At 72.7% G+C, this 16086-nt stretch carries 13 protein-coding genes and 1 pseudogene; 8 read left to right on the top strand and 6 right to left on the bottom strand.

The features are described from left to right. Window positions 1-294: 294 nt before the first annotated feature. Complete coding sequence (locus RZ84_RS12815) at window positions 295-1158, bottom strand: sugar phosphate isomerase/epimerase family protein (RefSeq protein ID WP_052229917.1); 864 nt, start codon at window positions 1156-1158, stop codon at window positions 295-297. 94 nt (window positions 1159-1252) lie between these two features. Then, window positions 1253-1354, bottom strand: a pseudogene (locus RZ84_RS41015) (MarR family transcriptional regulator); the annotation flags it as partial. 213 nt (window positions 1355-1567) lie between these two features. On the opposite strand from RZ84_RS41015, the gene RZ84_RS12810 reads away from it, so the two are divergent. From RZ84_RS12810 to RZ84_RS12790, 5 genes are all read left to right on the top strand, one after another. After that, window positions 1568-2728, top strand: a complete 1161-nt coding sequence (locus RZ84_RS12810; RefSeq protein WP_043264424.1) for a Gfo/Idh/MocA family protein — start codon at window positions 1568-1570, stop codon at window positions 2726-2728. After that, the gene (locus RZ84_RS12805; RefSeq protein WP_078893726.1) at window positions 2725-3906 is read left to right on the top strand and encodes a dihydrodipicolinate synthase family protein; all 1182 of its coding nucleotides are present in this window, start codon (window positions 2725-2727) and stop codon (window positions 3904-3906) included. The genes RZ84_RS12810 and RZ84_RS12805 overlap by 4 nt, the downstream gene beginning before the upstream one ends. Before the next feature lie 164 nt (window positions 3907-4070). Next, the gene (locus tag RZ84_RS38075) at window positions 4071-5120 is read left to right on the top strand and encodes a sugar phosphate isomerase/epimerase family protein (RefSeq protein WP_107068265.1); all 1050 of its coding nucleotides are present in this window, start codon (window positions 4071-4073) and stop codon (window positions 5118-5120) included. A gap of 266 nt (window positions 5121-5386) precedes the next feature. After that, window positions 5387-7597: an SF1B family DNA helicase RecD2 gene (locus tag RZ84_RS12795; RefSeq protein WP_043264423.1), complete on the top strand. Its 2211-nt coding sequence runs from the start codon at window positions 5387-5389 to the stop codon at window positions 7595-7597. 176 nt (window positions 7598-7773) lie between these two features. Further along, window positions 7774-9063 (top strand): citrate synthase, encoded by a 1290-nt coding sequence (locus RZ84_RS12790; protein WP_043264422.1) that lies wholly within the window; start codon window positions 7774-7776, stop codon window positions 9061-9063. 714 nt (window positions 9064-9777) lie between these two features. Here the strand turns inward: RZ84_RS12790 and RZ84_RS12785 are convergent. Beyond that, on the bottom strand, window positions 9778-10062 hold the full coding sequence (locus tag RZ84_RS12785) for a heavy-metal-associated domain-containing protein (protein ID WP_043264421.1): 285 nt from the start codon (window positions 10060-10062) through the stop codon (window positions 9778-9780). A gap of 261 nt (window positions 10063-10323) precedes the next feature. Between RZ84_RS12785 and RZ84_RS12780 the strand changes: the two genes are divergently transcribed. Then, entirely contained in the window at window positions 10324-11007 is a 684-nt protein-coding gene (locus RZ84_RS12780) for a DedA family protein (protein ID WP_043264420.1), read from the top strand. Window positions 11008-11036: 29 nt separating this feature from the next. Then, the gene (locus RZ84_RS12775; RefSeq protein WP_052230468.1) at window positions 11037-11606 is read left to right on the top strand and encodes a GNAT family N-acetyltransferase; all 570 of its coding nucleotides are present in this window, start codon (window positions 11037-11039) and stop codon (window positions 11604-11606) included. Here RZ84_RS12775 and RZ84_RS36485 read toward each other — a convergent pair. Continuing rightward, entirely contained in the window at window positions 11572-12624 is a 1053-nt protein-coding gene (locus RZ84_RS36485) for a TSUP family transporter (protein ID WP_157878805.1), read from the bottom strand. The two genes, RZ84_RS12775 and RZ84_RS36485, sit on opposite strands and share 35 nt — an antisense overlap. After that, window positions 12621-13658 carry a Gfo/Idh/MocA family protein gene (locus RZ84_RS12765; RefSeq protein WP_043264419.1) on the bottom strand — a complete coding sequence of 346 codons (1038 nt, stop codon included), beginning with the start codon at window positions 13656-13658 and terminating at the stop codon, window positions 12621-12623. The genes RZ84_RS36485 and RZ84_RS12765 overlap by 4 nt, the downstream gene beginning before the upstream one ends. 594 nt (window positions 13659-14252) lie before the next feature. Here RZ84_RS12765 and RZ84_RS12760 point away from each other — a divergent pair. Further along, a complete protein-coding gene (locus tag RZ84_RS12760; protein WP_241777680.1) occupies window positions 14253-15347 on the top strand; it encodes a LacI family DNA-binding transcriptional regulator in 1095 nt (364 codons plus the stop codon). Between the two features lie 225 nt (window positions 15348-15572). Here the strand turns inward: RZ84_RS12760 and RZ84_RS12755 are convergent, their stop codons facing one another. Beyond that, window positions 15573-15767 carry a hypothetical protein gene (locus RZ84_RS12755; protein WP_043264418.1) on the bottom strand — a complete coding sequence of 65 codons (195 nt, stop codon included), beginning with the start codon at window positions 15765-15767 and terminating at the stop codon, window positions 15573-15575. Window positions 15768-16086 lie beyond the last annotated feature (319 nt).

Raw genomic sequence — 16086 nt, 5'->3', positions numbered from 1 at the left:
GGGGGGGGGGGGGGGGGGGCCGGGGTTCGACGGCGTGCGCGGGCCGGTCGCCGAGTGCGGCTGCGGCGGCTGCCGCGGCGGCGGTGGTCAGGACGGTACGTCTGGAGTGCATCTGCGCTCCTTCCGGAGGGCTTCCTCGAACATGTGAAGGAAACGTCCAAGGAGACACGGATAGCCGGAATCCCAGGGCCGGTCAACGACCCACGAACCCTGTGCCGCCCAGGGATTGCGGGGCGCGCGGGGGTGTGGTGGGGCGGGCCGGCGGGCGCTCCGACGGCCGGCGCGCCCCCCCGGTCAGCTACCCGTCGGAGCGCCGGCGCCGGGCCGCCCGCCGGCCCCGTCCAGCAGCCGCTCCAGATGCTCGCGGCCCCGGGCCAGCAGCCCGGGGAGCCCGGCCGCCCGCGGATACCAGCGCCGCTCGTACTCCCAGCAGAGCCAGCCGCCGGCCTCCCGGCCGAGCGCCACCACGGCGGGCAGCGGCAGCACCCCGGCCCCCAGCGGAAGCGGCGTCAGATCGTCCGCCGAGGCGACGTCCTTGACCTGCACATACCCCAGATACGGCGCCAGCGCGGCATATGTCTCGGCGGGCGCCTCCCCGCCCAGCCAGCAGTGCAGCACGTCCCACAGCGCCCCTGCCTGCCGCCGCCCCACCGCGCCCAGGATCCCGGCGGCCGACGCCCCGGTGCGATGCGAGTCATGGGTCTCCAGCAGCACCCGCACCCCGCGCTCCGCGGCGAGCGGCGCCACCGCCCGCAGCCGCCGCACCGCATCCGCACGGGCCGCCCGCTCCGGCCGCGCACCGCCACCGGGGAAGACCCGTACATACGGCGCCCCCAGATCGGCGGCCAGCAGCACCAGTTCGGACAGCTCCCGCGCCAGCTCGGCCTCACCCGCGGCATCCCGGACCGCCGCCGCGACCCGGGCGTACCCGGCGACGGCCAGGACCGCCACCCCCGCCTCCGCGAACTGCCCGCGCACCGCGGCCCGTTCACGAGCACCGAGCAGCGGATGCACCGGCTCCTCCGGATGCGCCCGCAGCTCCACCCCCTGATACCCGGCACCAACCGCCAGCCGCAGCACCTCGGCCACCGGCATCCCCGGCACCCCCAGCGTCGAGAACGCGAACCGCGCCCGCGCCGAGCCGCCCCCGCCGCCCATCGCGCCTCCCGTACCGTCCGCGTCCGTACCACCCGCGCCGGCGGTTCGGCCGGCCCGGCCACCGCCCCTACCGGACGGACCGCCGCGCCGTCCGCTACGTCAGCGCCAGTCGCCAGTCCTGCCCGACCAGGTCCTGCCCGAAACTGTGGTGCGGCTCCTCGGCGGCCGGCCCGAACCCGGCCCGCTGAGAGATCCTCGCGGGATGCGCTTCACCACCGCCCTGAAGGCGGTGCACTGCGCAAGGTCGGAGGCCGCTTCGCCCAGCGCCCCGCCGCCCGTGGTGCCCTCTTGTCCCCGCCGCGCCGCGCAGGCTAGCTTCACCCGCGACGGGAAGCGCCGCCGGCCAACCCACCCCACCCACGCACCCCACGCGACCGAACGACCTGCCGCGAGCGAGAGGGGCCGGACCGTGACACGCACGACCGTACGCATCGCCATGAACGGCGTGACCGGGCGCATGGGGCACCACCAGCACCTGGTCCGCTCCCTCCTCGCACTGCGCGAGGAAGGCGGCCTCGACCTGGGCGACGGAACGGTGATCTGGCCGGAGCCGGTGCTCGTCGGCCGCTCCGGGCACAAGGTCCGGGCGCTCGCCGAACGCCACGGCCTGGAGCACTGGAGCGACGACCTCGACGCCGTACTGGCCGACGACACCATCGCCGTCTACTTCGACGCGCAGATCACCGCCGCCCGCACCGACGCCGTCAAGAAGGCGATCGCCGCCGGCAAGCACCTCTACGTGGAGAAGCCCACCGCCACCGACCTGGCGGGCGCACTGGAACTGGCCCGGCTGGCCGACGCCGCCGGCGTCAAACACGGCGTCGTCCAGGACAAGCTCTTCCTGCCCGGACTGCGCAAGCTGCGCCGCCTGGTGGACGGCGGCTTCTTCGGCCGCATCCTGTCCGTACGGGGCGAGTTCGGCTACTGGGTCTTCGAGGGCGACTGGCAGCAGGCGCAGCGCCCCTCCTGGAACTACCGCGCCGAGGACGGCGGCGGCATCGCGGCCGACATGTTCCCCCACTGGGAATACGTCCTGCACGAGCTGTTCGGCACGGTCCGGTCCGTCCAGGCGCGGGTCACCACGCACATCCCGCGCCGCTGGGACGAGTCCGGCACACCCTACGAGGCCACCGCCGGCGACGCCGCCTACGGCATCTTCGAACTGGACGGCGGCATCACCGCCCAGATCAACTCCTCCTGGGCGGTGCGGGTCCACCGCGACGAACTGCTGGAGTTCCAGGTCGACGGCACCGAGGGATCGGCCGTCGCCGGGCTGCGCCGCTGCCGTGTCCAGCACCGCGCCGGCACCCCCAGACCCGTCTGGAATCCCGACATCCCCGACAGCACCGCCACCGGTTCCTACCGCGGACAGTGGCAAGAGGTCCCGGACAACGCCGACTTCGGCAACGCGTTCAAGGCCCAGTGGGAGCTCTTCCTGCGCCACGTGGTGCGCGACGAGCCCTGGCACCGGGACCTGACGGCCGGCGCCCGCGGCGTCCAGCTCGCCGAACTGGGCCTGCGCTCCTCGAAGGAGGGCCGCCGGCTCCCCGTACCGGAGCTGCCCCGGTGACCGCCCCCGGGGCCGCCGCGGCCACCACCGGGCAGCCCCCGCCGCGCTCCCGCACCGTCTTCGCCGCCGCCCACGTGGTCGCCGATCCGCACGCCGACACCACCCCGGACGGCCCGGCCGCCCTGGACTGGGACGCCACCCTCGCCTTCCGCCGCCACCTCTGGGCACACGGCCTGGGCGTCGCCGAGGCGATGGACACCGCACAGCGCGGCATGGGCCTGGACTGGAGCGGCGCGGCCGAGCTGATCCGCCGCTCCGCCGCCGAGGCCAGAGCCACCGGCGGCCGGATCGCCTGCGGCACCGGCACCGACCAACTCCCGCCGCACGGAGGTACATTGGCAGACGTCCGCGCCGCCTACGAGGAACAGCTCACCCTCGCCGAGGAGGCCGGCGCCCAGCCCGTCCTGATGGCCTCCCGCCAACTGGCCGCGCTCGCCGGCGGCCCCGACACCTACCGCGACCTCTACGGGCACCTGCTGCGCCAGACCACCCGCCCGGTGATCCTGCACTGGCTCGGCCCGATGTTCGACCCGGCACTGACCGGCTACTGGGGCAGCCGGGACCTGGAGACGGCCACGGAGACGCTGCTGCACATCATCGCCGACCACCCCGCCAAGGTGGACGGCGTCAAGGTCTCCCTCCTGGACGCCCCACGGGAAGTGGCACTGCGCCGCCGCCTCCCGAAGGGCGTGCGCTGCTATACGGGCGACGACTTCCACTACCCCGAGCTGATCGCCGGCGACGCCCACGGCTTCAGCGACGCCCTGCTCGGCGTCTTCGACCCGCTCGCCCCCCTGGCCGCCGGGGCCCTCCGCCTCCTGGACACCGGGGACACGGCCGCCTTCCGCGCCACCCTGGACCCGACCGTGCCACTCGCCCGCCACCTCTTCCGGGCACCCACCCGCTACTACAAGACCGGCGTGGTGCTGCTCGCCTGGCTCGCCGGCCACCAGTCGCACTTCACCATGGTCGGCGGCCTCCAGTCGGCCCGCTCCCTGCCCCACCTGCGCCGCGCCTACGAACTGGCCGACGGTCTCGGCCTGTTCCCCGACCCGGAACTGGCCGCCACCAGAATACGCACCCTGCTGACGGTGTACGGCGCAGCGGAACCGCAGCCGCAGCCGGCGGCAACGGCGCGGTACGGCGCGCCGGCACGGCCGACGGAGCGGGACACGTGACGGGCGGCGCGACGGCTGCGACGGGCACGGGCGACACCGGGGGCATGGGGGGACTGGGGGGACTGGTGGGAGAGGGATGCGCCGGCGGGGGCGGTACGCACCACGACTCCGACCCCACCTCTGCCTCCACATCCACCCCCGCCGACTCCGCCCTCCTCGCCCGCCTGAGCCTCAATCAGGAGACCCTCCGGCAGTGGTCGCTGCCCGACCTGGTGGACGGCTGCGCACGGGCGGGCGTACGGGGCGTGGGCCTGTGGCGCGCGCCGGTTCGGCAATACGGGACCGCGGCGGCTGCCCGGCTCGTACGGGATGCCGGGATCGCGGTCACCAGCCTGTGCCGGGGCGGGTTCTTCACCGCCGAGGACCCCGGGGAGCGGCGTACCGCCCTCGCGGACAACCGAGCCGCCATCGAGGAGGCCGCGGCCCTCGGCACCACCACCCTGGTCCTGGTCTCCGGCGGACTGCCGCCCGGCAGCCGAGACCTGGCCGGCGCCCGGGAGCGGATCGCCGACGCACTCGCCGAGTTGGCCCCGTACGCCGCCGAGCGGGGCGTACGGCTGGCCCTGGAACCCCTGCACCCGATGTACGCCGCCGACCGGTGCGTGGTCTCCACGCTCGCCCAGGCCCTCGACCTCGCCGAGCGGTTCCCCGCGGACCGGGTGGGCGTGGTCGTGGACACCTACCACCTGTGGTGGGACGACACGGTGGGCACCCAGATCGCCCGCGCGGGCGGTACCGGCAGTGCGGGGGGTGCCGGTGGTGCGGATGGTGCCGGTGGCGTGGGAGGTGCCGGTGGCGCCGGAAGTACCGGCGTCACCGGTGGTGCGGGCGGTGCTGGTGGCGTGGGAGGTATCGGCGTCACTGGTGGTGCGAGAGGTACCGGTGGCGCGGGAAGTACCGGCGTCACCGGTGGTGCGAGAAGTACCGGAGCTACCGGAGTTACCGGCGGCTCGGAGGGTATCGGCGGCGCCGTGTCGCGGATCGCCGCCTTCCAGCTCGCCGACTGGATCACACCGCTGCCGGCGGGTGTCCTGCTGGGGCGCGGGCAGTTGGGCGACGGCTCGGTGGACCTGCGGTGGTTCCGGCAGCAGGTGGACGCGACCGGCTACCGGGGCCCCATCGAGGTCGAGATCTTCAACCCGGCCTTGTGGGCGCGCGACGGCACGGAGGTCCTGGCCGAGGTCGTGCAACGCTTCACCACACACGTCGGCTGAGGGCGCGCACGGAGCTCTCACCTTCTCCCCCCCCCCCCCCCCCCCCCCCCCCCCCCCCCGGGGGGGGGGGGGGGGGGGGGGGGGGGGGGGGGGGGGCGGGGGAAGCCCCCAGCCCCCCAGCCCGGAGGCCCCCAGCCCTGGAGGCCCCCACCCGGCAAGCCCACCCCGGGCAAGGCCCCCCTCCTCCGGGCAAGCCCCGCTCCTCCCCGGCCGGGGAACCGCCCCACCCGCCACCCCCTGTCACACCCCGGCGGTACCGTCGAGTCATGGTCAACGCAGCCGTGGTGGAAGGGGTCCTGGAGCGGATCACCTATGCCAATGAGGAGAGCGGCTATACGGTCGCGCGCGTCGATACGGGCCGCGGCTCGGGCGATCTGCTGACCGTCGTCGGGGCCCTGCTGGGCGCGCAGCCGGGGGAGTCGCTCCGTATGGAGGGCCGTTGGGGCTCCCACCCCCAGTACGGCAAGCAGTTCACGGTCGAGAACTACACCACGGTCCTGCCCGCCACCGTCCAGGGCATCCGCCGCTATCTGGGCTCCGGCCTGATCAAGGGCATCGGCCCGCGGATCGCCGACCGCATCACCGAGCACTTCGGCATCGACACCCTCGACGTGATCGAGTCCGACCCCGGGCGCCTCATCGAGGTGCCCGGCCTGGGCCCCAAGCGCACGAAGCTGATCGGCGCGGCCTGGGAGGAGCAGAAGGCCATCAAGGAGGTCATGGTCTTCCTCCAGGGTGTCGGGGTGTCCACGTCCATCGCGGTGCGGATCTACAAGAAGTACGGCGACGCCTCCATCTCCGTGGTGCGGAACCATCCCTATCGCCTCGCCGCCGACGTCTGGGGCATCGGCTTCCTCACCGCCGACCGGATCGCGCAGGCGGTCGGCATTCCGCACGACAGCCCGGACCGGGTCAAGGCGGGCCTCCAGTACGCCCTGTCGCAGTCGACGGACCAGGGTCACTGCTTCCTGCCCGAGGAGCAACTGATCGCGGACGCGGTGAAGTTGCTCCAGGTGGACACCGGCCTGGTCATCGACTGCCTCGCCGAACTGGCCGCCGACCCGGAGGGCGTGGTCCGCGAGAAGGTGCCGGGCGCGGAGGACGGCAGTCCGGTCACCGCGGTCTATCTGGTGCCGTTCCACCGCGCCGAGATCTCGCTGGCCGGCCGGCTGACCCGGCTGCTGCGTACGGACGAGGACCGGATGCCCGCGTTCCGGGACGTGGTCTGGGACAAGGCGCTGGCCTGGCTGGCCCGGCGTACGGGCGCGGAGCTGGCGCCCGAGCAACAGGCGGCGGTCCGGCTGGCGCTGACCCGCAAGGTCGCGGTGCTCACGGGCGGGCCGGGCTGCGGCAAGTCGTTCACGGTCCGCTCGGTGGTCGAGCTGGCCCGCGCCAAGCAGGCCAAGGTGGTGCTGGCGGCGCCCACGGGCCGGGCGGCCAAGCGGCTCGCGGAGCTGACCGGAGCGGACGCGTCCACCGTCCACCGCCTCCTGGAGCTCAAGCCGGGCGGGGACGCCGCCTATGACGCGGACCGCCCGCTGGACGCCGATCTGGTGGTGGTCGACGAGGCGTCGATGCTCGACCTGCTGCTGGCCAACAAGCTGGTCAAGGCGGTCCCGCCGGGCGCCCATCTGCTGCTGGTGGGGGACGTCGACCAGCTGCCGTCGGTCGGCGCCGGCGAGGTGCTGCGGGATCTGCTGGCCGAGCCGGGCCCCGTGCCGGCGGTACGGCTGACCAGGATCTTCCGCCAGGCCCAGCAGTCCGGGGTGGTCACCAACGCGCACCGCATCAACTCCGGAGTGCCGCCGCTGACCACCGGCCTGCGGGACTTCTTCCTGTTCGCCGAGGAGGACGCGGAGGAGGCGGCCCGGCTGACGGTCGACGTGGTGGCGCGCCGGATCCCGGCGAAGTTCGGCCTGGACCCGCGCCGGGACGTCCAGGTGCTGGCCCCGATGCACCGCGGCCCGGCCGGTGCGGGGGCGCTCAACGGCCTCCTCCAGCAGGCGGTGACCCCGGCCCGCCCGGACCTTCCCGAGCGCCGCTTCGGCGGCCGGGTCTTCCGCGTCGGGGACAAGGTCACCCAGATCCGGAACAACTACGAGAAGGGCCGCAACGGCGTCTTCAACGGCACGGTGGGGGTGGTCACCGCCCTCGACCCCGACGAGCAGCGGCTGACGGTCCTCACGGACGAGGACGAGGAGGTTCCGTACGACTTCGACGAGCTCGACGAACTCGCCCATGCCTACGCGGTGACGATCCATCGCTCCCAGGGGAGCGAGTATCCGGCGGTGGTGATTCCCGTCACCACCAGTGCCTGGATGATGCTTCAGCGCAATCTGCTCTATACGGCCGTGACACGGGCGAAACGACTCGTGGTGCTGGTCGGCTCCCGGAGGGCCCTGGGGCAGGCCGTACGGACCGTATCCGCCGGTCGGCGGCATACGGCGCTCGATCACCGGCTCGTCGGAGCGATGTGATGTCGCTCCTCTTTCCCAATCGGGGCGAAGGGGAGCAGGATGGACACCAACGCGGCACTGAGTGCCGTAATGAGGCCCTATGGCCGACCCCGAGTGCACATCCAACGTCCAAATGGGGGAAGGTATAGGCAGTCAGGGCACCTCGAAGAAGAGGCACAACGTCGGTGAGGGATGACGTGAGCGACAACTCTGTAGTACTGCGTTACGGGGACGGCGAATACAGCTACCCGGTCGTCGACAGCAGTGTCGGCGACAAGGGCTTCGACATCTCGAAGCTGCGCGCCCAGACCGGTCTGGTGACCCTGGATTCCGGTTATGGCAACACCGCGGCGTATAAATCCGCGATCACCTATCTAGACGGTGAACAGGGCATCCTTCGTTACCGCGGTTACCCGATCGAACAGCTCGCGGAGCGCAGCACGTTCGTCGAGACCGCCTACCTCCTCATCAACGGTGAGCTGCCCACCGTCGATGAGCTGGCGAACTTCAAGCAGGACATCACCTACCACACGCTGCTCCACGAGGACGTCAAGCGTTTCTTCGACGGCTTCCCGCGGGACGCCCACCCGATGGCCATGCTGTCGTCGGTGGTCAGCGCGCTGTCGACGTTCTACCAGGACAGCCACAACCCGTTCGACGAGCGGCAGCGAACCATCTCCACGATCCGGCTGCTGGCCAAGCTGCCGACCATCGCGGCGTACGCGTACAAGAAGTCGGTCGGCCACCCGGTCGTCTACCCGAGCAACGACCTCGGGTACGTGGAGAACTTCCTGCGGATGACCTTCTCGGTCCCCGCCGCCGAGTACGACCTGGACCCGGTCGTGGTCAGCGCGCTCGACAAGCTGCTGATCCTGCACGCGGACCACGAGCAGAACTGCTCGACCTCCACCGTGCGCCTGGTGGGCTCCTCGCAGGCGAACCTCTTCGCCTCGATCTCGGCCGGTATCAACGCCCTGTGGGGCCCCCTGCACGGCGGCGCCAACCAGTCGGTGCTGGAGATGCTGGAGGGCATCCAGGCCACCGGCGGCGACGTCGACTCCTTCATCCGCAAGGTGAAGAACAAGGAAGACGGCGTGAAGCTGATGGGCTTCGGGCACCGCGTCTACAAGAACTTCGACCCCCGGGCGAAGATCATCAAGGCGGCGGCGCACGATGTCCTCTCGGCGCTCGGCAAGTCGGACGAACTGCTGGACATCGCCCTCAAGCTGGAGGAGCACGCGCTCTCCGACGACTACTTCGTCGAGCGCAAGCTCTACCCGAACGTCGACTTCTACACCGGTCTGATCTACCGGGCGATGGGCTTCCCGACCGAGATGTTCACGGTGCTCTTCGCGCTCGGCCGGCTGCCCGGCTGGATCGCCCAGTGGCACGAGATGATCAAGGAGCCGGGCTCCCGGATCGGCCGTCCGCGGCAGATCTACACCGGCATCGTCGAGCGCGACTTCGTGCCCGTCCAGGAGCGCTGAGCCGGACCATCGGGTATCGGACGGCGCGGTACCGGCCGATACACACTGGTGATCGATAATCGCGCAAGCGGCACAGAGCGGCTGGTGGCCGGCCGTCAGCGGGCATACGAAAGCGCCCCGCCTCCGGATCCCCCCACGGGTCCAGAGTGCGGGGCGCTTCCCATGTCCCGGTGCGGATTCCCCCCACGGGATCCGGCCGGGCGTTCCGGGTTGTACCGCGCTCTGCCGGGACGCGCACATACGGGAGGGCCGCTCAAAGCTCCCCGGGCGCGTCGCCCCGGCTACGCGTAGCCGGGCGCGATCCCCCAAGACCGGCACGGCTGTTGCGGTGCAAGCCCCGCCGGGGTGCCTGCACTGCCCGGTTAGACTCGCGACCCCCCTCAATGGTTACGTTCCGATGAGTGTGATCTGGGTCTCTTGCCATATGGGGGCGAATCTGGTCAAGGGTTGCGATCTGGAGATCGAGGCCCGTAGGTATGGGTGTTGTGTCAGTTGTAAGAGATATGTGAAAGTTCGTGAGTCGCGGGCTGGTGGTGGCACCGAAGTCCGGCGTGTGGAACGAAAGACCCGATTCGGTCACCGCGTCCCCGGCCGACCGGTCGGCTGCCCGCCCGATGCGGCAACCCGGACTCCGGACCCCGATACGCACGAGGCGCAGACCGTCCCGCCGGCGGCGGGCTCGATCTGCGCCCGTGTGGCGGAGCGGCTACCCGGTCAGACCCGGCCGACGAGCTCGTAGCCCGCCTCGTCGACTGCGGCGCGCACGGCCTCCTCGTCCAGCGGGGCCTTCGAGGTCACGGTCACCAGGCCGGTGGCGGCGACCGCCTGCACCGAGCTGACCCCGGCCAGCTCGCCGATCTCGGCCGACACCGCGCCCTCGCAGTGGCCGCAGGTCATGCCGGTGACCTGATACGTGGCGGTCACCTCGCCGGCCTGGACGGCGGTGCCGCCGGAGTGGCAGGAGCCTTCAGGGGTGCAGCAGGAGCTGTTCTCGGCCATGGGTTTCTCCTCGTGATGCCGATATGTCGGTGGCGCTGCGTGTGCGTGGACGCGCGGGCGCCGCTGTGGGGCGAGATGTCCAGTGTGGGGCCCACGTGCCGCAAGGGGCGCCGGTGGCGCCCGGTGTCCCTCCCGACGGCAGTGATTTTATACCCCCTGGGGGTATCAGTCCAATCTCCGGGCGCCCGCGTTGCCGCGCACCCGGCCACGCGTCAGCCTTGGGGTACGGAACTCGGGGAGCGGAACCGAGGAGGCGGCCGGATGGACGTACCCGCCCTCTACGGCCTGCTGGCGCTCACCACCCTGCCGCCACTGGTCCCCAACTCCGCGCTGCTCGTCTCCGCCGGCGTCCTCGCCTCCGAAGGCCGCGCGATCCTGCCCCTGATCCTCGCGATCGTCGCCGGCAGCGCGCTCCTCGGTGACGTCCTGATGTACCTCGCCGCCCGCCGGTTCGGCGGCCCCGTACGCACCTGGATGCTGCGCCGCCCGCGCCGCCGGGTCGCACTGGACTGGACCTCGCGGCGCATCCAGCGCTACGGACTGCCCTTCGTGATCGCCGTACGGTTCCTGCCCAGCGGCCGGATCGCCGGCGCCCTGGCCTCCGGAGTGCTGCGCTATCCGCGGCGCAAATACGTCATCGGCGCCGCCGTCGCCGAGACGATGTGGGCCACCTACTCCGTCGGCCTCGGCTACCTGGGCAGCGCCGCCGCCGGCAACCCCCTCTACGCCGCCGGCATCGGCCTCGGCGTCTCCTCCGTCGTCGCCGCCACCGGCACCGCCGTCCAATGGGCCTCGCGCCGCCGCGCACTGCACGCCGAACCCGGCACGAGCGGCGACGGCGAAACCCCGCACGGCGATGGCGACACCCGGCGCGGCGACGGCGACACCCGGCGCGGCGACGGCGAAGAGGGCAGTGACCAGGCGTCTTCCACCACCGCGGCGTGATTGTCAGTGCCGGCACCTACCGTGGGGTCATGACGCATGAGACTGCGGAACCGGACGTACGGATCGAGCCGTGGACGGTGGCCGACCTCTCCCTGCTGCACGAGGCCAACACCCCCGCGATGACGCGGCACTTGGGCGGCCCGGAGACCGACGAGCAGATAGCCATGCGCCACCGCCGGTACCTCGACGGCGAGGGAGCGGGGCAGATGTTCCGCGTGGTGCTGCTGCCCGAAGGGGCGGCGGTCGGCACGACCGGCTTCTGGGAGACGACCTGGCGCGGTGAGCAGGTCTACGAGGCGGGTTGGAGCGTGCTCCCCTCCTATCAGGGCCGCGGTATCGCCACGGCCGCGGCGTGCGCGGTCATCGCGGCGGCCCGCGCCGAAGGCCGGCGCCGCACGCTCCACGCCTTCCCCTCGGTGGCCAACGCCGCCTCCAACGCGGTCTGCCGCAAAGCCGGGTTCGCTCTCGTAGGGGAGTGCGAGGTCGAGTATCCGAAAGGGCATCTGATACGGGCCCACGAGTGGCGGGTGGAGCCCGCAGCGGCTCCGTCCGGCGTCGGCCCGCTCAGCGCAGCAGACCGACGCTGGAGAGCGCCGTGAAGACCAGCACCAGTCGCTCGAAGACCGCCTGATCGACCCGTTGCACGAGAGCCCGCCCCAGGAACGCACCGGCCACCACGGCCGGCGCCAGCAGCCCGTCCAGGGCGAGCGCGCCGGGCGTGACCAGCCCCAGCCCGATGCTGAACGGCAATTTGACGAGATTGACGATCAGGAAGAACCACGCCCCGGTGCCCAGGAAACCGAGCACCCCGAAGCCGGCCGAGAGGAGGTACAACGACATCGCCGGACCACCGGCATTGGCAACCATCGTGGCGAAACCGGCGATCAGCCCGAAGAGCGACGCCCGCACCTGGCGTTGCCGGACCGCCCGCACTGGGTGTTGACGGGCCGCGCGCCCCTGGCGCGGACGAGCCGCCTGCCCCTGGCGTGGACGGACCGCACGGACGGCCAGGGCCGCCCGGAGCGTCCGGGCCGCCCCGGCGGTCGGGACCGGCGACGGGTCCGCGCCGGCCACCACCGGGGCCGCGTCCCCGCCGGGCCCGGCGCACGGCTCCCCGGCGCACGGCTCCCGGTCGGCGGCCCGCGCCCGCGGCTCCCGCCCACCGCCCGACGCCGGTTCGGCCGACGGCGGTTCGCCTGCCGCTGGTCCGGCCGACGCCGGTCCGGCGCGGTGCCGGCGCGCCCGCTGCCACAGATGGTGCAGCACGATCGTCAGCAGCAGCGCGCCGATCGTGCGCCGCATGACGGCGTCATCGGTCCGGGCGACGAAGACGACACCGAGCAGGATGCCGACCGTGACGGACGGCAGCAGCCGCAGCAGCGCGGGCCAGTCGGTGTGCCTGCGATAGGCACGGACGGCCAGCACATCGCCCACGAGCAGCAGAGGAAGGAGGGCCCCGGTGGATTCCCGGGCGGGGACCACGGCCGCGAACAGCGCGACGCTCAGCGCGCCGACGCCGCTGACGGCGGTCTTGGAGACCCCCACCAGCAGCGCGGCGAGCACCAGCGCGGCCGACGGCAGCACGCCGAGGTGCGCCAGGACGCCGGGAACCGTCACGCCCCGGGCACCGAACCGCCGTTGCCCGCGCCGGCGCGCACCTCCGCGACCGCGACCGGCTGCCCGGTCCGGCGGGAACGCTCGCACGCCTCCGCGACGTACAGCGCCTCCAGCGCCTCGGCCGGTGAACAGGGGCTGGGTGTACGGCCCGCGGCCACCTGGACGAAGACCCCGAGCTCGGTGACGTACGCGTCGTGGAACCGCTCCATGAAGGTGGCGTACGGGGCATCCGCCCGCTGCCAGGACAGCTTCGGCTCGGCGGACGGCAGCGGCGCACGGTCGTCCAGCCCGACGAACCGGGCGCCCTGCGAACCGCACACCTCCAGCCGCACGTCGTGGCCCGCGCCGTTGTAGCGGGTCGCGGTGACCGTGGCCAGCGAGTCGTCGTCGAAGCGCAGCAGCGCCGCGCAGGTGTCGACGTCACCCCCCTCGGTGAAGAAGTCCGCTCCGCGGTTGGCGCCTTGGGCGTAGACCGAGACCACCTCGCGGCCGGTGAGCCAGCGCAGGATGTCGAAGTCGTGGATGCTGCAGTCCCGGAACAGCCCGCCCGAGGTGGGGATGAACGCCGCCGGCGGGGGCGTCCGGTCGCTGGTGCAGGCGCGCAGGGTGTGCACCCACCCCAGCTCACCGGAGCGCAGCGCCTCCCGCGCGGCGCGGTACCCGGCGTCGAACCGCCGCTGGAAACCGATCTGCACGGGGACACTGCCGGCCTCCGCCCGCGCCACCACCTCGACGGTGCCCGGTACGTCCAGCGCCACCGGCTTCTCGCAGAACACCGGCACGCCGGCGTCCAGCGCCTGATGGATCAGTGCGGCATGCGCACTGGTCGCGGCGGTGATCACCACCGCGTCCGGGCCCTGCGCGTACATCTCCTCGATGCTGCCGGCGGCCCGTACGCCGAGGCTGTCCGCCAGCGCGGCGGCGCGTGCGGAGTCCGCGTCGGCGACCACGAGGCCGGTGACGCCCGGGACGTTCTGCAGGGTCGCGGCGTGGAACGCGCCGATGCGCCCGGTGCCGATCAGGCCGATCTTCATGCGGTGTTCCCTTCCGGGGAGGGGCGGGTGGGGTGGGCGGTGGGTGCCGAACGGAGTGTCAAGCGGGCCGCCGAGCGAACCGCTGGGCGCCCCGCCGGGTCGTACTGGCCGAGGACGGTACGGCTGGGCCGTGGTCGTGATGCCGGTGGCCGTGACGGCGCTGGACACGGTGACCGCGGACGCGATGGCTGCGGAGCGGAGGCTGCGGACTCCGTGGCCGCGGATCCCGCAGCCGCGCACTTCAACAGCCGCGGGCTCGATGGATATTGGGGCTCGACGATGGGCATTGGAACGGTCCAAAAACTTCCGTCCCGGGAACCCTGCATGTCCGTATGTCGGCATGTCAAGGCTTGCGCAGGGGTGTTGAGCGCTGCGGCATGGTGCCGCGAGGCGGAGTACGGCACGGCGAGGTGGGGTGTGATGGGGTGCGGCACGGTGTGGACCCGGGCGGTGCAAGGGATGCGTTGACGCCGATCCGGCCCGATGGAAGGATCTCCGCCCATGGAACGGTCCAATAAGCGATCGGCCGGGAGAACCACCGCGAGGGCGACTGAGGCAACCGCCGAGACGACGGCTGAGGTGCCCGCCGAGACGATGGCTGCGGTACCGGTTGAGGCGACGACCGAGAAGGCGGCCCAGTACAGGCCGGGGCCCCGGGACACGTCCGGCCCGCACCGCCCCCCGACCATCCGCGGCGTCGCCGAGCGCGCCGGCGTGTCCAAATCCCTGGTCTCGCTCGTCCTCCAGGGCTCACCGCGCGTCAGCGACGCCAAGCGGCAGGCCGTACTGGGCGCCATCGAGGAGCTGGGTTACCGGCCCAACGCCGCCGCCCGCAGCCTGGTCGCCCGCCGTACGCACACCGTCGGCGTGCTGCTGAACGACATGCGCAACCCCTGGTACGCCGACGTCCTCGACGGCCTCAACTCCCTTCTGCACGCGCACGGTCTGCGGATGCTGATGGCCGACGGCCGACTGGACCGGCGGACCGGTCAGGAGTTCGCCCGCACCTTCCAGGAACTGCGGGTCGACGGCCTGGTCGTCGTCGGTACCCTCCCGGACACCACCGGACTCGCCGAGGTCGCCGAGCGGCTGCCGACCGTCATCGCGGGAAACCACGAACCCCGGCTGCCGCGGGTCGACATCGTCGCCAACGACGACGAGCGCGGCGCCCGCCTCGCCACCGAACACCTCATCCGCCTCGGCCACCGGCGGATCGCCCACATCGCCGGACAGGGCCTGGCGGGCGAACTGCGCCGGCGCGGATTCGAGGCCGCGATGGCCGCCCACGGGCTGACCGGGAGCGCCGTGGTGGAGAGCGGCGACGGCACCGAGGAGGGCGGCTACCGCGCCGCCGTACGGCTCCTGAGCCCGGCGCGCGGCCGGATCCGCCCCACCGCCGTCTTCGCCTACAACGACATCTCCGGCGTCGGCGCACTGTCCGCCGCCGGGGAACTGGACCTGGCCGTCCCCGCCGATCTCTCCCTCGTCGGCTACGACAACACCTACCTCGCCCGCATCCGGCACCTCTGGCTCAACTCCGTCAACAACTCCAGCCACGAGGTCGGCCACCGGGCCGCCCGCTGTCTCCTGGACCGGATGGCACGCCCCGACGCCCCCGCCGACCGGCAACTCGTCGCCCCGGAACTGGAGATCAGGGGCTCCACGGCACCACCGCCGGAGGCACCGTGAGACGCGTCCGCGAGCGAGCCCGGGCAAGGGCGGGAGCGAACCCCGGAGCGAACGCCGGTGCGTCAACGAACCCGGGGGCGTCGCACAGGAGCCCGGCGGGGTGACACCGGCGCGGGGGCGAGGCGACAACCTCCGGCCGGGGCCGGCACGTTGTCGGCTGTGGCCCGACGCCGTACGGACACCGGGCCACAGCCCCAAGCCCTCGTCGGTGGCGCCGCCGCCCGTTCAGCGCCGTCCGCGCTGTCCGGGCCGCTGCGCCACCCACGCTCTGATCGTGTCCGCGTACCAGAAGGGTTTTCCGCCCTCCACCAGGTCCGGGTCGGGGAGCAAACCGTGCTTGCGGTACGAGCGCACGGTGTCCGGCTGCACCTGGATATGGGCGGCGATTTCCTTGTACGACCAGAGCCTTCGTTCGGTCATCTCTGCGCACCTCCTAGGCGCCGCGCGCAGGGTCGGCCCGGGGAGCCGGCGGGGGGCTGCGCACGGCGGGATGATCACTCACCTTGTGCTCGGACAACGACTGTGCGTGACCACCGGCGAGGGCCTGTCGTACGGCTGTGACGGAAGGCCCGCGCAACGGTGACAGCCGTGACGATCACAGGACGGCTGTGACGGGGGCGGGACAGTCGGATATCCGGGAGGTGGGACAGACGCACGCCATGGAGGCGGGACAGATGCCGCGGACGTGGGGCAGACGCCACGGACGTGGGGCAGACGCCACGGACGTGGGGCAGACGCC

It is taken from the genome of Streptomyces sp. CT34, from assembly GCF_000805335.1.
Classification (GTDB): Bacteria; Actinomycetota; Actinomycetes; order Streptomycetales; family Streptomycetaceae; genus Streptomyces.
This window is presented reverse-complemented; position numbering and strand designations above follow the sequence as displayed.